Raw genomic sequence first — 22,967 nt, 5'->3', positions numbered from 1 at the left:
ATTCTCCTTAGCTGACCACGATTTCGGCGCGGCGATTTTGGAAGCGACCCTCAGGTGTGTCGTTGCTGGCGATCGGATTCATCGAACCAAGCCCCTCAGTGGAGACGAGATGGCGGGCAACGCCATGGGCAACGAGGAAGTCTGCGACGAGAGCAGCGTGCTGAGTGCTCAATTCGATGTTGATGCCCTCGCTGCCAGTGCTATCCGTGTAGCCGTTGATCCGCACGCGCGCGTTCGGACAAACCTTGAGTTTGTCTGCCACCCGGGACAGGATCTGACTGACGGCCTGGTTTAGGTCGACCTCGTCGTTTCCAAAGGGAATCGGCCCGTCCATCACGGTGTTGATGGAATCCTGCAAGCCGGTGCAGCGGCTAGGAGCCGAGGTGGCACGGGCCGTTGTCAGGGTCGGCAGGTCTCCGGTCGGCCCGGTAACAGACTGCGGTCGCTTGAACACGCTGTTATCGATCGCCGCTAGCAACAACGGAACAACCAGTAGGCCGAGAAGCCAGGGAATGCCAAGCGGACGCCGTTGGAATCTCGGAATTCGTTGCGTTTCAGTGGGCGCAGCCGATCCATCCAAGCCGGCACTAGAACCCACCACCGCTCCTCCCGCCGATTGTTGCACAGTACTAAGACAACGGTGGACCTACAACAGGTGTACAGACTTCGTGGACCAGTTTCTGGGGCGCGCGACCGTGCATCACAGGCGTGTCGGGCCTCGTTGCCGGTGGAAGGTGCATATTTGAGACGCGCTATGTCAGAAAGCAAATCAGACGTCGTTTCCTGAAGCCGATGGATCGGAGGTTGGTATGTGATAGCTATGGGTGCCATGTCGATGTTGGGTATCGATCTAGTCCAGCCGCTGTTCGTGGTCAAGGCGGCCATGCGCTGATGAGTGCGGCAAAGGGTGTTCGTAAACGCACGGTTGCGTTCATTACCGGCGCCGCTCGTGGCATGGGGCGAGCCCACGCGGTGCGGCTGGCCAACGAGGGGGCCGATATCGTCGCCGTCGACCTGTGTGACCAGATCGCCAGTGTGCCCTACCCGCTCGCCAGCGGCGATGACCTGGCCACAACAGTCAAGCTGGTCGAAGACACCGGTGCCGGCATCGTGGCCCGCAAAGCTGATGTGCGCGATCGTGCTTCGTTAACCGCCGCGCTGAGCGCCGGCCTTGACGCGTTCGGCCGGGTGGACATCGTGGTGGCCAACGCCGGGATCGGCGCACAGGACTGGCAGGACGTGCTCGACGTAAACCTGACCGGTGTCTACCACACGGTCGACGTCGTGGCGCCAACGATGATCGCGCAAGGCGACGGGGGATCGATCGTGCTGATTAGCTCGGCGGCGGGGCTAGTAGGCACCGCACTTGCCCAGGCGGGTTCTATCGGCTACGCGGCCGCCAAGCATGGTGTCGTGGGGTTGATGCGCGTATACGCAAATCTCCTTGCGCCGCACAATATCCGAGTCAACTCGATTCATCCCTGTGGGGTGCGAACACCAATGATCGACAATGAATACTCGCGGCACCTGATCGAGGTCTCGGCGGCGACAACACGGTGGTGCCGGATTGGAGCAACGCGCTGCCTGTGCAGATCCTTGAACCCGAAGACATTGCCAACGCGGTGGCCTGGCTCGTCTCCGACGCAGCCCGATACATCACCGGCGTGACGTTGCCCGTTGATGCCGGGTTCGTAAACAAGCGCTAAGAGCTTTCATCGACAGCTCGTGACAATTGCCCGGCGCTGGCCGGTGTCAAAAATCAGTGGGCTGGTGGTTGTTCCGCCGCTACGGTGTGCACCATGTTGACTGATCCGCTAATCGTGGCCGTCATTGGCGATTTCGACGACTCCTACGCCCCGCACGTGGCTACCAATGCGGCAATTGCCCATTCCGCGGCGGCGCTCGGACTCAGGGTCTCGGTGGACTGGCTACCTACCGAACCGCTGGTCTCCGATCTTGGCTCGATCGTAACTGCTGACGCGCTGTGGTGCGCCCCGGGAAGCCCCTACCGCAGCCTGCTCGGGGCGCTTGCCGCACTGCGCTTCGGACGCGAAAACGCCGTGCCGACACTGGGCACATGCGGGGGATGTCAACACATCATTCTCGAATACGCCCGCAACGTTCTCGGGTTCGATGACGCACAGCACGCCGAATACGATCCGTATAGTTCTGTGCTGTTCATCTCGTCGCTGACGTGCTCGCTGGCTGGCCAAACCATGCCAGTGAATCTGCGGCCAGGGTCTTTGGCCGTCCAGTGCTGCGGAGCAAGTCGGACCGCCGAGCAGTACTACTGCAATTTCGGGCTCAACCCGGTCTACCGACAGCAGATCGAAGAAGGCGGCTTGATCGTCACCGGGACCGACGATGACGATGAGGCCCGCATCTTCGAGTTGCCAAGCCATCCGTTCTACGTGGCGACGTTGTTCGTGCCGCAGAATCGGTCGACCATCGAACAACCGCATCCCATCGTGACAGGCCTGTTGCTGGCCGCCGCTAAACGCGCCTCGTCGAAGGCCGCAGACGAAAGAGATATCGCCGTTGAAATCTGATCCAGGTACAACCTGGGCCGGGCCGTAGAACAGTGAATTTTGCGGTGCCCCAATCGGAAAAATGCACTTATGTGCAGCCTTCGGAACAAGACGGCGTAACTTTGACCTCACGGTTGTTGGGACACCTCGGCGTGGCCGAGAGTATTCGCTAGCCAACCAAGCTGACCTGCTCGGTTGGCCGCAGCCGGGTGCAGGGGCAACGCCTCGATTGGCTCTTCTGTGCGACGCGTGAAAACTGGGCTACCTGTGGCCCGCCAAAGCCATGGCTAACCGCCGTCAGACAAGCACAAGCTGCCTGAACCTTGGCGAACTGGGGCGAGCTTGGTGCTTGCTTTTGGTGAGTGTGTTGGCCTTTAGGCTGTGGTGAGGTCTTGGACGCGTAGAGATGAGTGTTTTGGTGTTGGTGGTGGGGTGGGCCATGGTTCGGGTTTGGGGCGTTGGCGTACGACTTGGGGCCACCAGAACCATTTGCCGAGTAGGGCGGCGATTGCTGGTGTCATGAAGGCTCGGACGATGAGGGTGTCGAAGAGTAGTCCCATTCCGATGGTGCTGCCGACTTGGGCCATGACGCGTAGTTCGCTGACGGCGAAGGACATCATGGTGAAGGCGAAGACGAGGCCGGCGGCGGTGACGACGGATCCGCTGCCGCCCATGGCTCGGATGATGCCGGTGTTGATTCCGGCGTGGATTTCTTCTTTGAGTCGGGCGACGAGGAGCAGGTTGTAGTCTGCGCCGACGGCGAGCAGGATGATGACGGCCATTGCGAGCACCATCCAGTGCAGTTCTACGCCGAGGATGTGTTGCCAGATGAGCACTGAGAGTCCAAAGGATGCTCCTAGTGAGAAGACGACGGTTCCGACGATGACGGCTGCGGCGACGGCGCTGCGGGTGATGATCAGCATGATGATGAAGATGAGGCAGAGTGCGGCGATTCCGGCGATGAGTAGGTCGTAGGTGTTGCCGTTGGACATGTCTTTGAACATGGCGGCGGTTCCGGCTAGGTGGATGGTGGATCCTTCTAGTGGTGTGCCTTTGATGGCTTCTTTGGCGGCGGTTTTGATTTTGTCGATGCGGTCGATGCCGGCTTGGGTCATGGGGTCGCCTTCATGGCTGATGATGAAGCGCACCGCGTGTCCGTCTGGTGAGAGGAATTGTTTCATGCCGCGTTTGAAGTCGGCGTTGTCGAATACCTCGGGGGGCAGATAGAACGAGTCGTCGTTGCGTGAGGCGTCGAAGGCTTCGCCCATTGCTGATGAGTCTTTTTGCATCGCTGCGGCTTGGTCCTGCATGCCTTTCTGCGTGGAATGCATCCTTAGCATTGCGGCCTTCGTGCTCTTTAGGGTCTGGATTGTCTTTTCCTGAGTTGCTGTCAGCTGCGGAAGCAGCGTGTCCAGACGTTTTATCAGCGGCAGCAGGTTGTCGATGTCCTCGGACGTGAGGTCGATACCGTCGAGGGTGTCGAACACTGACCGGATTGCCCAGCAGACGGGGATGTCGAAGCAGTGTTTTTCCCAGTAGAAGTAGTTGCGGATGGGGCGGAAGAAATCGTCGAAGTCGGCGATGTGGTCCCGCAGCTCCCGGACGTCAACCGCTGTCTTCTGAGTCTGAGTAAGTATGCCGTGGTTCGCCTCGGCCAACTGCTGGCTGACGTCAACGAGCTGTTGTAGCTCATCGATGTTTTGCTGCATGTAGTCGGCTTGTTTGAGCAGGTTTGTTGTTAGTTGTTGGTTGTATTTTTCGGTGAGTTTTTGGGTGGTGCCTTGCATGCTGATGAGGAATGGGATGGAGGTGTGTTCGATGGGTTTGCCGTCGGGGCGGGTGATGGCTTGTACGCGTGATATTCCTTCGACGGCGAAGATGGCTTTGGCGATTTTGTTGATGACGAGGAAGTCGGCTGAGTTGCGTAGGTCGTGGTCGCTTTCGACCATGAGTACTTCGGGGTTCATTCGGGCTTGGGAGAAGTGGCGTTCGGCGGCGGCGAATCCTTCGTTGGCGGGTAGGTCTGAGGGTAGGTAGGCGCGGTCGTTGTAGTTGGTGTGGTATCCGGGCAGGGTTAGTAGTCCGACCAGTGCTAGGGCCATGGTGGCGATCAGGATGGGGCCGGGCCAGCGTACGACGGCGGCTCCGATCTTGCGCCAGCCTCGTACTCGTGCCATGCGTTTGGGTTCGAGGAGTTTGCCGAATCGGCTTGTGACGACGATGATTGCCGGTCCGAGGGTCAGTGCGGTGACCACGACGATGACCATGCCGATCGCTAGTGGCACGCCGAGGGTTTGAAAGTAGGGCAGTCTGGTGAAGCTTAGGCAGAAGGTGGCTCCGGCGATGGTGAGTCCAGAGCCTAAGACGACGTGGGCGGTTCCGCTGAACATCGTGTAGTAGGCCGATTCGCGGTCTTGGCCGCTGCCGCGGGCTTCTTGGTAGCGACCGATGAGGAAGATGGCGTAGTCGGTGGCTGCGGCGATGGCGAGCACGACGAGCAGGTTGGTGGCGAACGTTGATAGGCCGATGATGTGGTGGTAGCCAAGGAATGCCACGACTCCGCGGGCGGCCAGGAGTCCAAAAACGACCATGGACAGCATGATTGCGGCGGTGATGATGGATCGGTATACCAGCAGCAGCATCACGATGATTACGGTGAAGGTCACCATTTCCATGACTTGCAGACTGCGGTCGCCGGCTTGTTGTTGATCGGCTGATAGGGCGGCGAAGCCGGTGATGAAGACGTTGACCCCGGGTGGTGGGGTGAGGCTGTCGATGATGTTTTGCACCGATTCGACCGACTCGTTGGCCAGGGACTCGCCTTGATTGCCGGCTAGTTGTACTTGAACGTAGGCGGCTTTGCCGTCGCTGCTTTGGGCGCCGGTGGCGGTTAGGGGATCGCCCCAGAAGTCTTGGAGGGACTGGACGTGTGTGGTGTCGGCTTTGAGCTTGACGATCATTTGATCGTAGAAGTGGTGGGCGTCAGCGCCGAGGGGTTTTTGGCCTTCCAGCACGATCATCGCTGTGCTGTCGGAGTTGCCTGTCTCAAAGACTTTGCCCATGCGTTTCATTGAGATCATCGCGGGGGCTTGTTCGGGGCTCATGGACACCGCTTGCATCTGTCCGACGACTTCGAGCTGGGGCACGATGACGTTGAGGGCCACGATGACAGCTGCCCAGCCAAGGATCAGTGGGATGGCGAAGGTGCGGATCATCCGCGGCAGCCATGGTCGCGCCGGGGCAGGTAGCGGCGCGAATGCGTCGGTGGGTGCCTCTGTTGTGGGGGCGCTCATGCGGACTTCACAAAGCAGTAGGTCAAGGCGTTCACCCCGGTTGTGGTCCTCTCGGCTTTGACTTTGTCATCGACGGTGATTCGGCAGGTGATTGAGTCGCCGTCGCCTTGGGCCAGGATGGTCGGCGCTGCAGACGGTGCGGTGGTTTTTAGGGTGAGTTTCCAGGGCAGGACCGCGTTGTCGGCGCGCTGTGGTTTCGCGTCGAGGTCGAGGTAGTTGATGTCGGCGTGGCTTCCCGAGCCAGAAATCTCATAGGTCACGACCTTGGGGTCGAACGGCTCGGCGTCGTTAGCGAAGACTTTCGGTGTGACCATGATGCCTTCGGAACCAAAGAAGCTGCGGATTCGGTTGACCGAGAAACCGCCGATGGCCACCACGACCAGGATCAGCAGCGGAATCCAGGCACGCTTGAGGTGTCCGATCATTGTGGCCCCCGGCGTCGATCGACACCACGATCACCGATAACCGCTTGAGCCAACCCCGCCACCGACATGGTGACCGCACCGCTGATCACGCCACCGCCATCGACGCCATCGACACACAACCGGCCATAGAGCGTGGTCAGGCTCAGTGGCCCATGACGGGTCGCGTTCATCACTGACATCCCCTTTTTATTGCCGGATGGCGTCGATATCGGTCAGACACCACAAACCCGATCGGCACCCGAACAGATTTCAGAGTACGGCGAAAATTATGAACGGTGCCGGAAGAATATGTGACACGCATCCTAATTTGGATGCTCATGTTGAGACATTCATGCTGAGTTTGTGGCTTTCGTCGAGCAATTGGGTGGGTACTTCGAGTCCAACGGCACGACCTGGCTGACGGGTCAATTGCAGCGTTGGCTGCTGGTGCAAAAGCGGCGAATCTCCTTATCTCAAAACCGATCCCGCATGCTGAGCCGCGAAACCCTATGGACGCCAGGGTAGGTGGTGCCGGCTGCGGCGACTCTACAGCGTCGGCAACCGAATGCAATCAAATGCGTTTTTTTGCAGCAACTTTTAAGTATATGACTAGGTAGTTCTCGGTTGCGGTAGATCCTCGAGATACGGATTTAGTGCAGGTAGAAAGCAATTTTGAGCAATCTTCGAATGGTTCTCGATTAAAACTCTAGTATCTCTCGATTGCATCTCTAGCAACTCTCAATGTGAGCTAGTCATTCTGCCTTTTGAGTTTTCGCTTCGGCAGATCCGGAGGATCTATGAGCAGTGCGGTGCTCACGCGCGTTGATGTCAGATGTGTCCGAAACCGCTGTGCTGGCGTGTCGCAGCGGGGTCGGCTTCTGATGGTCGGCACCAGACGTGAACGGGCCACGCTCCCTGCTGCCCGATCTATCTGAAAGCCCGAATTGCCCAGATCGTGTCTGACTCCAACCCACGAGTCATCATCCGGTCGTCCCAAAGGCGTTGAAGTCGGACTTCACTGGCTGAACTACGCAAAGCTCGTGTTCCGCAGGTCTGACAGTGCCGGAGCACCGCACCGGTGAGATTGCCCGCCAGGCTGACGTTGGTTGTGTTCTAGCCACTTAGGGGCTAGGAATTAGGCCTCGGGTATTGCGCCCAGATGCCAGGTCGAACGCAGTCAAGCGAAGACGCCCCGGGCAGCGTGCCGCCCGAAGACCTGGGTATGTGGTTCGTCCGCGCCGCTTGACTCGATCGGCCCATCGCGCAGGTCCTCGCGGATTCGCCGGCATCCTGTCGATGTTCGGTGCACCATTGATGTCCATGAGTGCTCACAAAGGCATCCGGCCACTGCTCGACACCGCCCTCGATCGCGCGATAATCCCAGGCTATACGCGTATCGGTTATCGGCTCCGGCGGTTGGGCGAGACCGACGATCCACCACCCGGTGCCTTGAAAGGCAGAACTGCGCTTGTGACCGGCGCCAATCGCGGAATCGGCAAGGCGGTGGCCGCAGGCCTGGCGAAGTTGGGTGCCACTGTTGTGCTGGCCGTACGTGACCGTGCGCGCGGTGAACGGGCCAGTGAGGAGATCGTTGCCGAAGATTCGGATGCCGACGTTCGGGTGGAGGTGTGCGATGTGTCGAACCTGGCCGACGTCACCGCATTCGCCGCTGACCTGTCCAGCCGAATGTCACGGCTGGATGTGCTCATCCACAATGCCGGTGTGCTGCCCGACGCCCGAGTTGAGACTCCTGACGGCCATGAGCTCACTTTGGCTACCCATGTTCTGGGGCCGGTGCTGTTGACCGAGCGGCTGGTCCCAATACTGGCCAATTCCGGTGATGCGCGGGTAATCCTGATGTCGTCTGGCGGAATGTATACCCAACCGCTGCCTGTCGCGGATCCCGAGTACCGCGACGGCCGATACCGTGGCGTCACTGCCTACGCGCGCACCAAGCGAATACAGGTGGCGCTCACCCCGATCTTGGCGCGCCGCTGGGCCGGCCAGCACATCCGCGTGTACTCCATGCACCCGGGATGGTCGGATACTCCCGGCGTGGCCGCAGCGCTCCCGGGCTTCCGGGCGCTGACCGGTCCGATGTTGCGCACCGCGGCCGAGGGCGCGGACACGGCTGTATGGCTCGCGGCGACCAGCCCAGCGCAGCCAACGGGCCGCTTCTGGCACGATAGGCGACCACGCACCGAGCACTATTTGCCGCGGACCCGTTACAGCGTCAATGATCGTGCGCTGCTGTGGCGTTATTGTGCAGAGGCGGTTGGTATCGAGGATCTCTAGCGGTCCGGTAACGCATGCTCGATGATCGGCAGCCGTTGTTGCGGTTGCCGTTCACTGCGCTTGGCAGCTAGATAAACTTGTGCGGTTTCCTGAGCCACGTTCTGCCAGTCGAAGTCTGAGGTGAGTCGCTGCCGGGCGGCCGTCGCCCGTTGATGTGCGGCAGTCGGGTCGTCGAGCACGGTCCGCACCGCGGCGGCAAGCCCGGCCACGTCGCGGGGTGCGCATGACACGCCGGTCTGCCCATTGATCACGGCCTCGCCCAGGCCGCCGATGTTCGACGTCACCAACGGAGTGCCGGCCGCGGTCGCTTCCAGGGCTACCAGGCCGAACGGCTCGTAGTGGCTGGGCAGCACGGCGGCGTCGGCCCGATGCAGCAAGGCCAGCAGTTCGGTGTGGTCGAGGTGCCCGACGAACCTGGTTGCCTTAAGTACCCGGTGCTTTCGGGCCTGTTCTATTAGCCAGTCCTGCTGGGTGCCTTCCCCCGCGACAGTCAGCGTGGTGCCCGGGTGGTGGCGTCGGATCCGGGGGAGTGCGGCGATGGCGTCGTGCACGCCCTTCTCGTACTCCAGCCGCCCCAGGTAGAGCAGTTCGGGTGGCCCGGTGCGCGGGCGGCGCGCGGCGAATGGCCAGCGTGCGGCGTCAATGCCGTTGCGGATCACTGTGGTTTCGGCTAATCCGGGGCCAAACAGCTCGGTGATCTCGTCGCTCATCGACGCCGAACAGGTAATAAGTGAATCGGATTCGCGTACCAACCACGACTCGATCGCGTGTACCTGGCGGCTTAGCGTTCCGGAAACCCAGCCCGAATGACGGCCGGCCTCGGTGGCATGGATGGTGGAAACCATTGGCACGTCATAAAACTGGGCGAGTGCAACGGCTGGATGTGCTACCAGCCAGTCGTGTGCATGCACCACATCGGGACGCCATGAGCGATCGCTGCCATGGATCTTCAGAGGTAACCCGGCGCGGATCATCGCGTGGCCCATCGCAAGGGTCCAAGCCATCATGTCGTCGCCGAAAGTAAACTCGTGCGGATCCTGGGCGGCCGAGATGACCCGGACACCCTCGCTGAACTCGTCGGACGACGGATGTGTGCAGGCATCGGTACCGGAAGGACGGCGCGAGAGCACCACGACGTCGTGGCCGGCTGCGACCAGTGCGGTGGAGAGATGATGGACGTGCTTGCCCAGCCCGCCGATGACCACTGGCGGGTACTCCCACGACACCATCAGAATCTTCACGCGCTCCCGCCCCTTCTGCGCCGCCGGGACTGCGGCGGATGTACGGACACGTTTCCGGGCCATCTATTGCTTGGCGGACTGAGGCCGGCGTCGTCGTGCGCGATGGCCCGCGGCGCCTGGTTTCGTGGCGTGATCCGGACTTTCACTGGGGTAGCCTTCTCGCGTCGAGGGCGCCGAACAGGCCGTCGGCATGATTCCAGCCGGTCGCCAGCCGCTCCGCGCTGTCGCGGCGGCCTGACGCGAGCGCGTCGGCGATCTCGCGGGTGGCGTGCGCATGCAGGTGCGCGCGGTAGCGGGCGTAGTCGGCGGCAGAGTCTTTGCTCACCATGAATGGCCAGTCGCTGGACACCGTGAGTAGCGCTTCGCGCAGGATTTGATCGGCCACGTGATCGCGCGGGGTAGGCCCGTCCAGGGAAGCGGTGTGTGCGAGCGCTTTATCCACGGTCGTCAACGCCGTGTCAACCACTTCGGTGTTGAGCTGGACTAGATCGGCTACTTTGGCGCCGTCCCATACTTGCCAGTCCTTGCCGGAACCCCAAGAGCTAGAGGGCAATTCGACTGGATTTCCGACGAACCCCTCGGCAATCGCGTCGCGCAGCGTGCCCACGCGCACGCCAGCGGTGGGCAGGGCCCGCAGCACGCGTTGCAGCCACGTCGGGCCTTCGTGCCACCAGTGACCGAACAACTCGGTGTCGAATGCCGCGACGACATGGGCCGGCCGCCCGATTCGCTCAGATTCGGCGAGCAATCGGGCGCGTACCACGTCAACGAAGTCGGCCACATGGATGTCCACAGCGTGGTCGGCGCGCTCGGGGTCGTAGGGTGCCTTGGCTTCCGAGGGCACGTTACGGCCGGTGACCCGGGCCGGCTTGAGGCCGGTGAGGTGGTCGTAGGTATGGAAATCGCGGTAGGCGGCGTGCCCGGGGTAGCCCGACTTCGGTGACCAAACCCGATAGCTGACCTGTAGGTCACGTCCGAAAGCGATGACATCGGTGTCGCCGACCGGCCGACCGAGGGCGGTGTCGCCGTGCAGGGACGGGCCGTCGACCATGAAGTGGCTGACGTTCGCGGCGGCGTAGTCGCGTTCTAAGCCCGGTGCATAGGCGCACTCGGGCGCCCAGATCCCTGCCGGCCGATGAGCCAGCCGCAGCTGCGCGTCGGCTAGCCCTTCGTGCAGAGCGAACTCACGCAGCCGAGGCGCGAGCAGTGGTTGAAACGGGTGGGCCAGCGGGCCGCCCAGCAGCTCTACGGTGCCGGCGTCAACCAGAGTTCGTAGCAACGGGCTACCACCGTGTCGCCAGAGTGCCGCGAAGTCGTCGAGTGCCCGATCGACCTCGGTGCACTCGCGATAGCCGGAGGCGCGCAACGCTTCGGGTGTGCAGGACGGATAGCCGGCTGATTTGGAGCGGGGTGTGGAGCGCGTAGTGGCGGCCTCGACTGCACGCAGCCGCCAGTTGGCCAGCCAGCGGTGCATCCCGTCGAGACAGTACGGGTCGTCGAGCTGAGCGTTTACCACCGGTGTCATGCCCAGAGTGATCAGTCCGCGCCGATCTTCTTCGGCTAGCGCGCGCAGCACGCGGAACAGCGGCAGGTAGGCCGCCGACCAGGACTGATAGAGCCATTCCTCGCCCACGGGCCAGCGGCCGTGATGGGCCAGCCAGGGCAGGTGGGTATGCAGGACCAGGGTGAACAAGCCCGGCACTGGGTCCGTGGAAATGGTCTGGGAACTGGTCAACGGCGCACCGCGATCGCAATGAGATCCAAGCTGTCATCGATGTGGGGAGCGTCGTCGTCATGACCGGTCCGGCCGGCGCCGATCACGTCGAAGTCGGCAGTGGTGACAGCTGCGACATCCGCTGCCAGCTCAGCTGGCCATGGAGCGTCGGCCACTGCGCGCGCTACTTGTGCGTCGATGATGGAACCGCCGTGGCGGGCGTCCATTTCCCGCAGCAGCGGCCCGTGGAACAACCCGCGCATATCAACGTCAGCGAACCCAGCTTCGACCAGGAGTTCGGTCAGTTCGTCGGCGTTGAGTTCACGCGTGTGAAACGGGTTGATCGGGGTGTCGCGACCAGGGGAAAAGGTGATCCGATTGGGGGTGGACACCATTAGCAGTCCGGAGGGGCGCAGCACTCGGGCGCACTCGCGGACAAACTGGGATTGATCCCACAGATGCTCGATGACCTGGAAGTTCACCACCACGTCCATGGATGCCTCCGGCAACGGCAGCTGGGCCAGATTTGCCCGCATCACGTCTACGCTGGGGTAGCGGTTGCGGACATGGGCTACTGCATCCTCGTCGTAATCTACGGCGATCACCCGGCGCGCCACTTCGGCGATCAGGTGGGCACCGTATCCTTCGCCGCAGCCGGCTTCTAGCACGTCGCGGCCCGCGCAGAGCGGCTGCAGCCGCTCGTAGACCACTTGGTGGCGCCGGAACCAATAGTTCTCGATGTCCAGATCGGGGATGGTGCGTTCGCCCGTCAGCGTCAATGTCGGAGGGTTCGCCGCGGCGACCGCCGCCGCACTGTCGGCGGGGACGTGCTGTGGTGTGTCTGGAACGATTGCGCTCATTGCTAAGGCAGGCTAACCCGAACGGGCAGATTCGCGAACTGGGCACTGTATACCGAGCGGGCCGAATAGTTCCTGGGCGCCGTTGGAACCAGGGAAAGCGCCTTGCATCCAGCCATTGGGAAGTCCCACCGCCTGCGGGGGAGAGGTGGGCAATCCGGTCAGCACGACCCGCTATGGTGTGGGGGCGCACCGGAAGAAGTTACCGTCTAGTAACATTCCGGTGCGATGGCGTGACCAAGGTCCTGCAGCCCACCGCTGCCGGACGCCTTCGAGGAGGACGAACCGCACCTATGACGAACATCGTGGTCCTGATCAAGCAGGTCCCAGACACCTGGTCGGAGCGCAAGCTGACCGACGGCGATTTCACGCTGGACCGCGAAGCCGCCGATGCGGTGCTGGACGAGATCAACGAGCGCGCAGTGGAAGAGGCTTTGCAGATCCGCGAAAAGGAGGCCGCCGACGGCGTGGAGGGGTCAGTGACCGTGCTGACCGCAGGCCCGGAGCGCGCCGCCGAGGCGATCCGCAAGGCTCTGTCGATGGGGGCTGACAAAGCAGTCCACCTCAAGGACGACGGGGTCCACGGTTCTGACGTCATCCAAACTGGATGGGCGCTGGCCCGTGCGTTAGGCACCGTGGAGGGTACCGAGCTGGTGATCGCCGGCAATGAATCCACTGACGGTGTGGGCGGCGCGGTTCCGGCAATCATCGCCGAGTACCTGGGCCTGCCGCAGCTCACCCACCTGCGCAAGGTGTCGATCGAGGGCGGAACGATCACCGGCGAGCGCGAGACCGACGAAGGGGTGTTCGTCGTCGAGGCCGCACTGCCCGCAGTGATCAGTGTCAACGAGAAGATCAACGAGCCGCGCTTCCCGTCCTTCAAGGGCATCATGGCCGCTAAGAAGAAGGAAGTCACGGTGTTGACTTTGGCTGAGATCGGTGTCGAGGGTGACGAGGTCGGCCTGGCCAATGCTGGGTCCACCGTGCTGACGTCGACTCCGAAGCCGCCCAAGACCGCCGGGGAGAAAGTCGCCGACGAGGGTGAGGGCGGCAACCAGATCGCCCAGTACCTGGTCGGCCAGAAAATTATCTGATCGCCAGCGTCTGCTGCCCCAACCACTTCCAAGACGAGAAGAGCGAATAACTCATGGCTGAAGCACTGGTGCTCGTCGAGCACGCCGAAGGCGCGCTGAAAAAGGTCAGCGCCGAATTGATCACCGCCGCCCGTGTGCTGGGAGAGCCAGCCGCCGTCGTGGTCGGTGCGCCCGGGACGGCCGCGCCGCTGATAGACGGGCTCAAGGCGGCTGGTGCCGCCAAGATTTACGTCGCTGAGTCCGATGTCGTCGACAGCTACCTGATCACCCCGGTTGTCGACGTGCTGGCCGGTTTGGCCGAGTCTTCGGCTCCGGCCGCTGTGCTATTGGCCGCTACTGCCGATGGTAAGGAGATCGCCGGCCGACTGGCGGCCCGCATCGGGTCCGGTCTGCTCGTTGACGTGATCGAGGTCAAAGAAGGCGCGGTGGGTGTCCACAGCATCTTCGGTGGCGCTTTCACCGTGGACGCGCGGGTCAATGGCGACACCCCAGTGATCACGCTGCGTTCGGGGGCCGTTGAGGCGCAGCCTGCAGACGGGGCGGGTGAACAGGTCAGCGTCGAGGTGCCCGCACCCGCTGAGAACGCCACCAAGGTCGTTTCCCGCGAGCCCGCGGTCGCTGGCGACCGGCCCGAGCTGACTGAAGCCAGCGTGGTGGTTTCCGGCGGTCGGGGTGTGGGCAGCGCGGACAACTTCAGTGTGGTCGAGGCACTGGCCGACTCGCTGGGGGCGGCGGTCGGGGCATCGCGGGCCGCGGTTGACTCCGGCTATTACCCGGGCCAGTTTCAGGTGGGTCAGACCGGCAAGACTGTGTCCCCGCAGCTCTACATTGCGCTGGGTATCTCCGGGGCAATTCAACATCGTGCGGGTATGCAGACCTCGAAGACCATCATCGCGGTCAACAAAGACGAAGAGGCGCCCATCTTCGAGATCGCTGACTACGGTGTGGTTGGTGACTTGTTCAAGGTCGCTCCGCAGCTGACCGACGCGGTCAAAGCTCGCAAGGGCTGACACCTCGCCTCACATGGGGGCGATGCGAGGCTGACGAGCTGCGGTTCGCTGTTTTGCCGCGACAGTTTGTCATCTAGCGTGCACCGACACGTCACGGCGTCGATGCCGATTAGCTGACCGGCTGCGTCACGTTGGTCGCATGAGCATTGCTTCTGTCCTGATACCCAGCGAGAAGCCGCAGGGTCCGGAAACAAAATCGTCAGCCGGGCCTCGCTATTCTCTGTTGCTGTCCACTGATTCCAGCCTCATCGAAGCCGCGCAGCGGCTGCGGTACGACGTGTTCAGCAGCACGCCCGGATACACGCTGCCACCGGCCGAGGGCGGCCGGGATGTCGACCGCTTCGACGAGTACTGCGACCATCTGCTGGTTCGCGACGATGGCAGCGGTGAGTTGGTGGGTTGCTATCGGATGCTCGCACCATCTGGCGCGATCGCCGCCGGCGGCGTCTACACGGCGACAGAGTTCGACGTTGGCGCGTTCGATCCACTGCGGCCGTCCATGGTGGAGATGGGCCGCGCTGTTGTGCGCGAAGGTCACCGCAACGGCGGGGTAGTGCTGCTGATGTGGGCGGGCATCCTTGCCTACCTGGATCGCTGTGGCTATAACTACGTAGTCGGCTGCGTTTCGGTGCCAATCAGCGGTGATTCTGTTGCTTCGGCTCATGAGCCGCCAGGTAGCCAGATCCGCGGGGTTCGCGACTTCGTTCTGAGCCGTCATGCCGCGCCGCCGCAATACCGAGTGCGTCCCTACCGACCGGTGTGCGTGGACGGCAAGACTATCGACGACATTCCGCCGCCGCGACGGCCGGCGGTTCCGCCGCTTATGCGCGGCTATCTGCGGCTGGGTGCGCAGGCGTGCGGTGAGCCGGCGCATGACCCCGAATTCGGAGTAGGCGACTTTTGCGTGTTGCTGGACAAGCGTCGCGCCGATACCCGCTATTTGCGCCGACTGCGGTCGGTTTCGGCGGCGTCGGAGATGGCGGGCCAGTGAACAGCTCGACCCGCAGCCACGTAGCCACCGCGCACCCCTGGCTGCCTCGTACATCATGTGACGTCAGTTGCGTGCGGCTAGGTGATGCGTCGCGATCACCTCGGTGGCTGGTCGCATTGCGGGTCGCGCTTCGTGTCATGCTGGCGATGATTCTGGCTCCCGGGGTGGCGCTGCTCGGTGTGCCGCTGCCCGGCCGGGCGCGCGTGCAACGCGCCTATTGTCGTTTGGTCCTGCGCTGTTTCGGCGTCCGAATCGCTTTGTCGGGTAGCCCGATTCGCAACCTGCGCGGTGTCTTGGTGGTCAGCAACCACATGTCGTGGCTGGACGTATTCGCTATCGGGGCGGTAATGCCGGGATCATTCGTTGCCCGTGCCGACATGTTTACCGGGCCAGCGGTCGGGCTTGTGGCCCGCATTCTGAAGATCATTCCGATCGAACGCACTAACCTGCGGCGGCTGCCCGGCGTAGTTGATGCGGTCTCTCGCCGGTTGCGGGCAGGTCAGACTGTGGTCGCTTTCCCCGAGGGCACCACCTGGTGTGGGCAGACCGAACAATCGCATCGAGGTTCCGGGTCCTTTTATCCGGCCATGTTTCAGGCTGCGATCGACGCCGGTCGTCCTGTTCAGCCGCTCCGGCTGACGTATCGTGACGTCGATGGCCGCATATCGACGGTCCCCGCCTATGTCGGCGATGACACATTGGGGCGGTCGATCCGCCGGCTGCTCACCGTCAGCCGCACCGTGGCGTGGGTGCGGGCTGAATCCTTGCAACTACCGGGTAATGACCGGCGTGCTTTGGCTGTTCGATGCCAATCCGCTCTGCGTCTGGGCGCGTCACGACATGTCGGGGGTGGAGCGGCCAATGCGCGCTCACTAGCCACTCGAGAGGGCGAGTAGCCGAGGTGGGTTATCGTCCGCCTCGGTCACGGTCCTACTGCGTGCGATTGCCCGGTGTCGTCTCTACTTTCTCGTTCTGAGCAGGCGCCGACCTGCAGGTGGCTTCGTGAGTAGATCTGTCACGTGTCAGCGCCGCATAAATGTTAATTTGGTTAACGTTTAAATGCGTGAAATTATGTGGGAACCATGCACGCGCCGTCCACACCACGCGAGCCGCTCCGATTGCCTCTAGTCACCGCCGTTATCGGATGCTGGTCTTGGCGACCGATGCGCTGCCGTTTCCGGGGACTGCGCTATGCATCGTGAACCGCGGCGGCGCCGACGTTGGCTGCTGCCTGCGCTGACGTTGCTGGCCTGGCTGGTTATCGGCTCGCTTGGTGGCCCGTACGCCGGCAAGCTCGCTGCGGTCGCACAAAACGACTCCTCGGCGTTTCTGCCGGTCAGTGCCGAGTCGACGCGGGCGGGGGACGTGGCGAAAGAATTCGGCGAGTCCTCATCGCTACCGGCAGTGATTGTGGCGGAGCGGCAGGGAGCGCTCACCGATGCAGATAGTTCTTTTCTCGCTGGCATCGCCGCTTCGGTGACCGGGATAGCCGGGGTCACGGCGCCGGCGTCGCCGCAAGCGATTTCGGCTGACGGTAAGGCAGCCGAGATCGTCGTCCCGATCAGCGCCAGCGACGACCCCACACCCACGGTGAACGCTATTCGGCACGCCGTCGGCGCCGGCGCACCGGCGGGTTTGCGGGTTCTGGTCACTGGTCCGGCAGCTCAGATTGCCGACCTGAGCAAGGCGTTCTCAGGGATCGACACGACCCTGCTGCTGGTGGCCGGCATCATGGTGATCATCATCTTGGTGGCGGTCTACCGGAGCCCGCTGTTGCCGCTGATTGTGCTGGTCTCGGCCGTGTTTGCGCTCTCGTTGGCCAGCGCGATCGTCTACATGTTAGCGAGCACCGGTGCCATTGCGCTTAACGGGCAAAGCCAGGGCATTCTGTTCATTCTGGTCTTCGGTGCGGCCACCGACTATGCGTTGCTTCTGGTGGCCCGGTTCCGGGAAGAATTGCGCCACGACGGCGACCGGTTCGGCTCAATGCGGCAGGCTTGGCGAGCGGTGCTGGCCCCGATTGGTGCATCGGCAGGCACGGTGATTCTGGGCGTGCTGTGCTTGCTGCTGTCGGATCTGAATTCCAACCGCGGCCTGGGGCCGGTGGCTGCGATCGGCATCGCATGCTCGCTGGTTGCGGCGCTGACTTTTTTGCCCGCCGTGCTCACCTTGGTTGGCCGACGCGTGTTCTGGCCGCTGCGACCGGAACGGGAGCCCGATCGCGAAACCGGATTGTGGTGGCGCCTTGCTCGGCAGATTACCGTGCATCGCACCAGCGTATGGATAGTCGCCGGCTTGCTGCTTCTGGTGTGCGCCGGCTTTGCGCCTCAACTCAAGTCCAGCGGCACCTCCCAGAGCGCGGTGTTTTTGACCCAGGTCGAGTCGGTGTCCGGACAGCGTGTCCTCGCCGCCCATTTCCCGGGCGGATCCGGGTCGCCCACCCTGGTCATCACCAGGGCCGACACAGCGCCTCAGGTCGTCGAGATCGTCGCTGCCGTACCGGGAGTCAGCGCCGCGAGTATTGGGGCGCCGGGTAGACCACCGGTGGTTGTGGACAACCGGGTTCAGATCCAAGCCACTTTGTCCGACCCGGCCGATTCCCAGGCCGCCGTAGCTACGGTCAGCCGGATTCGCGCCGCCGTGCACGCAGTCCCCGGCTCGAACGCACTGGTTGGCGGCCCCACGGCGACCCAGCTCGACACTCAGAGCACCGCTGCCCGGGATCGTCGCGTGATCATCCCGATCGTGTTGATCGTGGTGCTGGTGATTCTCGTTGTGCTGTTGCGGGCGTTGGTTGCTCCGTTGTTGCTGATCGGCACCGTGGTGTTGTCGTTCGCCGCGACGCTGGGTGTGGCTGCGATGTTGTTCAACCATGTATTCCACTTCGCTGGTTCGGACCCGGTGGTGCCGTTGTTCGGGTTTGTGTTCCTGGTTGCTCTCGGTGTCGACTACAACATCTTTCTGATGACCCGGGTGCGCGAGGAGACTGTCCAGCACGGAACAACCGTCGGCATACAGCGTGGTCTCGCCGTCACTGGCGGGGTTATCACCTCCGCCGGTATCGTGCTGGCCGCGACCTTCGGGGCGCTGGCGGTCATCCCGTTGCTCTTCCTTGCTCAACTCGCGTTCATCGTCGCGTTCGGTGTCCTGCTCGATACTCTGGTAGTCCGCTCTCTGCTGGTGCCGGCCCTGGCTCTGCAAATCGGACCTATCACCTGGTGGCCGTCGTTGCTCGCTCGCCAACGACGGTCGCCAGACACCGCGCACACCGCGGGTGTGGACCGGCCATCTGAACCCGAGGATGCAACCCTGAGATAGCGGGTCTGCGGCAACAGGTTGACGCGGTATGTGTTTCGGCTGTTGGTGACACCGGCCTGCGGTTGGACGACGACAACCCGGTAGAAACATGAACTACCCACGGCCACAATATTTTACGTTGTCGAATTTGTTTCGTTTCGGGGTGAAATCGGCCCAGTTGCGGAGCGCGTTGCGGTGATCTTCATAAGCTGCGCGTATCGGCGACGGTGACTGTGCAGTCGGTTCAGGCGAATTCCAGCAACGTGTATGCGCCGCGGAGCTGTCGTATTCCCGGCAGCTGCCAGAAAGCGGGAAAAAGCGTGTTGAATACCAGGCCCCGACCTTTCGGCATCGGTAGGTCGTGCACTGCTGCGACGCCAGGAACGGTGTCGGCCAACCCTGCCAGCTGAGACAACGACAGGCTAAACGGCATCGGCGGAATACGGTACTGCCGTGACGATCGCATGCCTTTCGGCGCAAGCTTTTTAGCCACTACTGGCGGCAGGTCAAAGAGCATCTGGCCGCCCGCAAATCGGCTGGCGCACTCGGCGATCAGTCCCATCGAATCGTCGGGCTGCAGGTACATCAGTAGACCTTCAGCGGTGATGAAGACCCCATTGTCGCTATCTACGTGGTTCATCCAGCTGTAGTCCAGTGCGGACTGCGCGAGGTTTGCTATCCGAGGCGATGACGGCAGTAGTCGCTGGCGCAATTCGATGATGGGTGGCAAATCGACTGTTAACCAACGGAACTGAGCACCCGGCAAAGCGTTGCTTAACCGCCAGAAGCTGGTCTGCAGGCCTTCGCCCAGGGCGACGACCGTTGCGGTGGGATGTTTGCGCAGATACTCGATTGCGCAACCGTCGAAGGCCAGCGAGCGCAAGGCCATCTCCTGGCCCTTGCGGCCGAACTTATCGAAATCGCAGTTGATGCCGTCGGCGAGATGGATCGCCATGGGATCGTCGATGATGGCGTCTGTCTGCCGTGCCTGATAGGCCCTGCCGTACAGGGTCAGCAATGCTGTCTCGGAGACGCCAGTCAGGGCGCTGGCATCGATTTTCCCGTTGGCCACCCTGTCCATCAAAAGACAACTTTACCGAGCGCCCCACACCACGGTGGTTGTCTAGCTGGTCTATGGGTACGGTGCATACTTCGGGCTTGGCCAGCCAACGATGGTCTTGCCATTTAGTCGCGGTGGCGGTCTCGCCGGTGCAGCCGTCAGATCGTGGGCGTGCGCTGCCGCTCTGGGCAGACAGGCCTGCCAGTATCCTGGTTTCGTCATGGTCTACCTCGATCACGCCGCTACCACCCCGATGTACCCTGCCGCCATCGAGGCGATGGCGGCCGAGTTGGCCAAGGTCGGGAACGCATCGTCACTGCACACCGCTGGTCGCGCGGCGCGCCGCCGGGTGGAGGAATCCCGGGAGCTGATCGCGGACAAACTAGGTGCGCGGCCGTCGGAAGTGATCTTCACCGCGGGTGGCACCGAGAGTGACAACCTGGCGGTTAAGGGGATCTACTGGGCCCGCCGCGACGCGGAGCCACGGCACCGCCGCATCGTCACAACTGAGGTGGAGCACCATGCGGTGCTGGACTCGGTCGACTGGCTGGTTGAACATGAGGGCGCCGAGGTGACGTGGCTGCCGACGGCTGCTGACGGTTCGGTGTCTGCAGCCGCGCTGCGCGAGGTGCTGCAAAGCCACGATGACGTGGCACTGGTGTCGGTGATGTGGGCCAACAATGAGGTCGGCACCATCATGCCCGTCGCCGACCTTGCGTCCGTTGCCGCCGAGTGCGGCGTCCCTATGCACAGCGACGCCATTCAGGCGGTGGGACAGTTGCCGGTGGACTTCGGTGCCAGTGGGCTCTCGGCGATGAGCGTGGCGGCGCACAAGTTCGGCGGTCCGTGCGGCATGGGTGCGTTGCTGCTGCGGCGCGACGTCGCTTGCGTGCCGCTGTCACACGGTGGCGGGCAGGAGCGCGACATACGCTCCGGCACGTCTGATGTCGCCGGTGCGGTTGGAATGGCAACTGCGACACACATTGCGGTGGAAGGAATTCAAGCCAACAGCGTGCGGTTGCAGGCGTTGCGAGACCGCCTAGTCGACGGTGTGCTGGCCAAGATTGACGACGTTCGACTCAACGGCGCGCGTGGTTCGCTGCGGTTGCCGGGTAACGCGCACTTCACTTTTCGTGGCTGCGAAGGAGACGCGTTGTTGATGCTGTTGGATGCCAACGGAATCGAGTGCTCGACCGGTTCGGCGTGCACCGCAGGCGTTCCACAGCCATCGCACGTGTTGATCGCTATGGGCGCCGATACCGCCACCGCACGCGGATCGCTGCGTCTTTCGCTGGGACACAATAGTGTTGATTCCGACATCGATTCGGCACTGCAAGTGCTGCCACCGGCGGTGGATCGTGCCCGACGGGCAGCCCTGGCTGCCGCAGGGGCGCCCGGGTGAAGGTACTCGCCGCGATGAGCGGTGGTGTCGACTCGTCGGTCGCCGCCGCCCGGATGGTCGATGCCGGGCACGATGTCGTCGGTGTGCACCTGGCGCTGTCACGCGAGCCCGGCGCGTTGCGCGCTGGTGCGCGGGGATGCTGCTCCAAAGAAGACGCCTCAGACGCACGCCGGGTTGCCGACATACTCGGAATCCCGTTCTATGTGTGGGATTTTGCTGACAAGTTCCAAGAAGACGTGATCGAAGACTTCGTCTTGTCGTACGCCCGCGGGGAAACACCAAACCCCTGCGTGCGGTGTAATCAGCAGATCAAGTTCTCAGCCCTGGCGACGCGGGCTTTCGCGTTGGGGTTTGACGCGGTGGCCACCGGTCACTACGCCCGGCTATCGGGCGGCCGGCTGCGCCGCGCCGTCGACCGGGACAAGGACCAGTCCTATGTACTGGCGGTGCTGACCGCCGAGCAGTTGCGTCGCGCCGCGTTCCCGATCGGCGACACCCCGAAGCCGCAGATTCGTGCTGAGGCCGCTCGTCGTGGCCTGGCTGTGGCGGACAAGCCAGACAGCCACGACATTTGCTTCATCCCGTCCGGGAACACACGGGCCTTTCTCGGTCAGCATATTGGTGTTCGCCGAGGGACTGTCGTCAATGCGGACGGCACGGTACTTGCCACCCATGACGGGGTGCATGGTTTCACTATTGGTCAGCGCAAAGGTCTGGGTATCGGCGGACCCGGGCCGGACGGTCGCCCGCGCTACGTCACAGCAATCGATGCGGACACCGCGACCGTGCAGGTGGGTGATGTGGTTGACCTCGACGTGCATGAGCTCACCGGTCGTGACCCGGTCTTTACTGCCGGCTCGCCACCTTCGGGCCGTTTCGAATGTGCGGTTCAGGTGCGTGCGCACGGTGAAATTGCCCATGCCGTAGCCGAGTTGGCAGATGACAAGCTTCTCGTGCGGCTGCGCAACCCGTTGCGCGGCGTGGCGCGTGGCCAAACGATGGTTTTGTACCGCCCTGACCTCGATGGCGACGAGGTGCTCGGCAGTGCCACGATTGCCGGGACGGGTTGATCCCGCATATCAGAGCTGTCATTCGGGCACGTTAGCGGCGATGTTGGTCATCACGATGTCAGACACGGATTCCGCAAAGCCGCAGAAAGTTACTTCCAGCAAAGCCGCTGATTGGGCCCGATAGTCGCGGCCGCAGTCGCCGGGCCGAAGCTGCAGCGACTCGCCATCGGTGCGCCAGTTCCCGATGAACAGCCACCCGGTCGAACTAGCCGCGCAGTCCGCGACGTTGGCCACTAGAGCCTCGAAGGCGCGCCGGGCACTGTCGACGTCCCGATAGGCTGCGGCAGCTTCGGAGATCAAAGCGCCATCGGGCGGGTCCTGGAAGGTTGTCTTGTGGAATTCTTCGACATCGGGTCCGAAGGTGGCTGTCTCGGCGTAGATGAAACGGCATTGTGGCGGCGCGGTTTGGGCGAGATCGTCGATATCCACCGGATATGAAATGTCCATCGTGGGGATGATCGTCAGGTCGTCGCCGGCGCCGGTAATCGCGCGCATTCGCGACTGGTCGAGAAGCACCGCGTCCACGGCTACGCCTGGAGCATGCGGTTTTGCCTCCGGGCTAGCGCCGAAAACGGGCAACGCGGTGCCGCCGACAACCCGAGAGCATGCGGTGCATAGCAATACTGCGCAGCTCAGCAGCAGGGTTCGAGCAGTCACAGGCACAGACGCGGTCCTTCCTGGCCAGGAGGCTACCCGAGGGCACATCAGTTC

The 22,967-nt window shown here is 62.7% G+C and carries 18 protein-coding genes and 1 pseudogene; 10 read left to right on the top strand and 9 right to left on the bottom strand.

The window, feature by feature from the left end:
* Nucleotides 1–7: 7 nt before the first annotated feature.
* Nucleotides 8–598: an OmpA family protein gene (locus tag ACO07W_RS04520; RefSeq protein ID WP_421841158.1), complete on the bottom strand. Its 591-nt coding sequence runs from the start codon at nucleotides 596–598 to the stop codon at nucleotides 8–10.
* A gap of 293 nt (nucleotides 599–891) precedes the next feature.
* On the opposite strand from ACO07W_RS04520, the pseudogene ACO07W_RS04515 reads away from it, so the two are divergent.
* Both ACO07W_RS04515 and ACO07W_RS04510 read left to right on the top strand, forming a co-directional pair.
* Nucleotides 892–1,706 (top strand): annotated as a pseudogene (locus tag ACO07W_RS04515) (mycofactocin-coupled SDR family oxidoreductase).
* A 93-nt stretch (nucleotides 1,707–1,799) separates the two neighbouring features.
* Nucleotides 1,800–2,549 carry a CTP synthase C-terminal region-related (seleno)protein gene (locus ACO07W_RS04510; protein ID WP_421841156.1) on the top strand — a complete coding sequence of 250 codons (750 nt, stop codon included), beginning with the start codon at nucleotides 1,800–1,802 and terminating at the stop codon, nucleotides 2,547–2,549.
* A 353-nt stretch (nucleotides 2,550–2,902) separates the two neighbouring features.
* Here ACO07W_RS04510 and ACO07W_RS04505 read toward each other — a convergent pair whose 3' ends face one another.
* From ACO07W_RS04505 to ACO07W_RS04495, 3 genes are read right to left on the bottom strand one after another with little or no spacing between them, the layout of a single operon-like run.
* Complete coding sequence (locus tag ACO07W_RS04505; RefSeq protein ID WP_421841154.1) at nucleotides 2,903–5,821, bottom strand: RND family transporter; 2,919 nt, start codon at nucleotides 5,819–5,821, stop codon at nucleotides 2,903–2,905.
* Complete coding sequence (locus tag ACO07W_RS04500; protein ID WP_421841152.1) at nucleotides 5,818–6,246, bottom strand: MmpS family protein; 429 nt, start codon at nucleotides 6,244–6,246, stop codon at nucleotides 5,818–5,820. Before ACO07W_RS04500 ends, ACO07W_RS04505 begins: the two co-directional genes overlap by 4 nt.
* Entirely contained in the window at nucleotides 6,243–6,419 is a 177-nt protein-coding gene (locus ACO07W_RS04495; protein ID WP_421841150.1) for a hypothetical protein, read from the bottom strand. The genes ACO07W_RS04500 and ACO07W_RS04495 overlap by 4 nt, the downstream gene beginning before the upstream one ends.
* Nucleotides 6,420–7,545: 1,126 nt before the next feature.
* On the opposite strand from ACO07W_RS04495, the gene ACO07W_RS04490 reads away from it, so the two are divergent.
* Nucleotides 7,546–8,520, top strand: coding sequence for an SDR family NAD(P)-dependent oxidoreductase (locus ACO07W_RS04490; RefSeq protein ID WP_421841148.1), 975 nt, complete (start codon nucleotides 7,546–7,548; stop codon nucleotides 8,518–8,520).
* Here ACO07W_RS04490 and ACO07W_RS04485 read toward each other — a convergent pair.
* The 3 genes from ACO07W_RS04485 to ACO07W_RS04475 all read right to left on the bottom strand — a co-directional run bounded on the left by ACO07W_RS04485 (nucleotide 8,517) and on the right by ACO07W_RS04475 (nucleotide 12,335).
* Nucleotides 8,517–9,761, bottom strand: a complete 1,245-nt coding sequence (locus tag ACO07W_RS04485; RefSeq protein WP_421841146.1) for a glycosyltransferase family 4 protein — start codon at nucleotides 9,759–9,761, stop codon at nucleotides 8,517–8,519. The genes ACO07W_RS04490 and ACO07W_RS04485 overlap by 4 nt on opposite strands.
* 142 nt (nucleotides 9,762–9,903) lie before the next feature.
* Entirely contained in the window at nucleotides 9,904–11,478 is a 1,575-nt protein-coding gene (locus tag ACO07W_RS04480) for a 1,4-alpha-glucan branching protein domain-containing protein (RefSeq protein WP_421845807.1), read from the bottom strand.
* A gap of 14 nt (nucleotides 11,479–11,492) precedes the next feature.
* The gene (locus ACO07W_RS04475) at nucleotides 11,493–12,335 is read right to left on the bottom strand and encodes a class I SAM-dependent methyltransferase (RefSeq protein ID WP_421841144.1); all 843 of its coding nucleotides are present in this window, start codon (nucleotides 12,333–12,335) and stop codon (nucleotides 11,493–11,495) included.
* 290 nt (nucleotides 12,336–12,625) lie between these two features.
* On the opposite strand from ACO07W_RS04475, the gene ACO07W_RS04470 reads away from it, so the two are divergent.
* From ACO07W_RS04470 to ACO07W_RS04450, 5 genes are all read left to right on the top strand, one after another.
* Nucleotides 12,626–13,426 (top strand): electron transfer flavoprotein subunit beta/FixA family protein, encoded by an 801-nt coding sequence (locus ACO07W_RS04470; RefSeq protein WP_421841142.1) that lies wholly within the window; start codon nucleotides 12,626–12,628, stop codon nucleotides 13,424–13,426.
* Between the two features lie 53 nt (nucleotides 13,427–13,479).
* Nucleotides 13,480–14,436, top strand: a complete 957-nt coding sequence (locus tag ACO07W_RS04465; RefSeq protein ID WP_421841140.1) for an electron transfer flavoprotein subunit alpha/FixB family protein — start codon at nucleotides 13,480–13,482, stop codon at nucleotides 14,434–14,436.
* Between the two features lie 139 nt (nucleotides 14,437–14,575).
* On the top strand, nucleotides 14,576–15,427 hold the full coding sequence (locus ACO07W_RS04460) for a GNAT family N-acetyltransferase (protein ID WP_421841138.1): 852 nt from the start codon (nucleotides 14,576–14,578) through the stop codon (nucleotides 15,425–15,427).
* Entirely contained in the window at nucleotides 15,424–16,323 is a 900-nt protein-coding gene (locus ACO07W_RS04455; protein ID WP_421841136.1) for a lysophospholipid acyltransferase family protein, read from the top strand. The genes ACO07W_RS04460 and ACO07W_RS04455 overlap by 4 nt, the downstream gene beginning before the upstream one ends.
* Nucleotides 16,324–16,618: 295 nt before the next feature.
* Nucleotides 16,619–18,745, top strand: coding sequence for an MMPL family transporter (locus tag ACO07W_RS04450; RefSeq protein ID WP_421841134.1), 2,127 nt, complete (start codon nucleotides 16,619–16,621; stop codon nucleotides 18,743–18,745).
* Nucleotides 18,746–18,968: 223 nt separating this feature from the next.
* Here the strand turns inward: ACO07W_RS04450 and ACO07W_RS04445 are convergent, their stop codons facing one another.
* Nucleotides 18,969–19,805, bottom strand: a complete 837-nt coding sequence (locus ACO07W_RS04445; protein ID WP_421841132.1) for a class I SAM-dependent methyltransferase — start codon at nucleotides 19,803–19,805, stop codon at nucleotides 18,969–18,971.
* Between the two features lie 199 nt (nucleotides 19,806–20,004).
* On the opposite strand from ACO07W_RS04445, the gene ACO07W_RS04440 reads away from it, so the two are divergent.
* Together ACO07W_RS04440 and mnmA are read left to right on the top strand one after the other, a co-directional pair.
* Nucleotides 20,005–21,186, top strand: coding sequence for a cysteine desulfurase family protein (locus ACO07W_RS04440; protein WP_421841130.1), 1,182 nt, complete (start codon nucleotides 20,005–20,007; stop codon nucleotides 21,184–21,186).
* Nucleotides 21,183–22,256, top strand: a complete 1,074-nt coding sequence (gene mnmA / locus ACO07W_RS04435; RefSeq protein WP_421841128.1) for a tRNA 2-thiouridine(34) synthase MnmA — start codon at nucleotides 21,183–21,185, stop codon at nucleotides 22,254–22,256. The genes ACO07W_RS04440 and mnmA overlap by 4 nt, the downstream gene beginning before the upstream one ends.
* A gap of 18 nt (nucleotides 22,257–22,274) precedes the next feature.
* Here the strand turns inward: mnmA and ACO07W_RS04430 are convergent, their stop codons facing one another.
* Nucleotides 22,275–22,961, bottom strand: coding sequence for a sensor domain-containing protein (locus ACO07W_RS04430; protein WP_421841126.1), 687 nt, complete (start codon nucleotides 22,959–22,961; stop codon nucleotides 22,275–22,277).
* Nucleotides 22,962–22,967: the final 6 nt, after the last annotated feature.

Source organism: Mycobacterium sp., from assembly GCF_965230835.1.
In the GTDB taxonomy this organism is placed as follows: domain Bacteria; phylum Actinomycetota; class Actinomycetes; order Mycobacteriales; family Mycobacteriaceae; genus Mycobacterium.
Note: the sequence above shows the minus strand (reverse complement) of the source record. Positions and strands in the feature narration are given on the sequence as shown.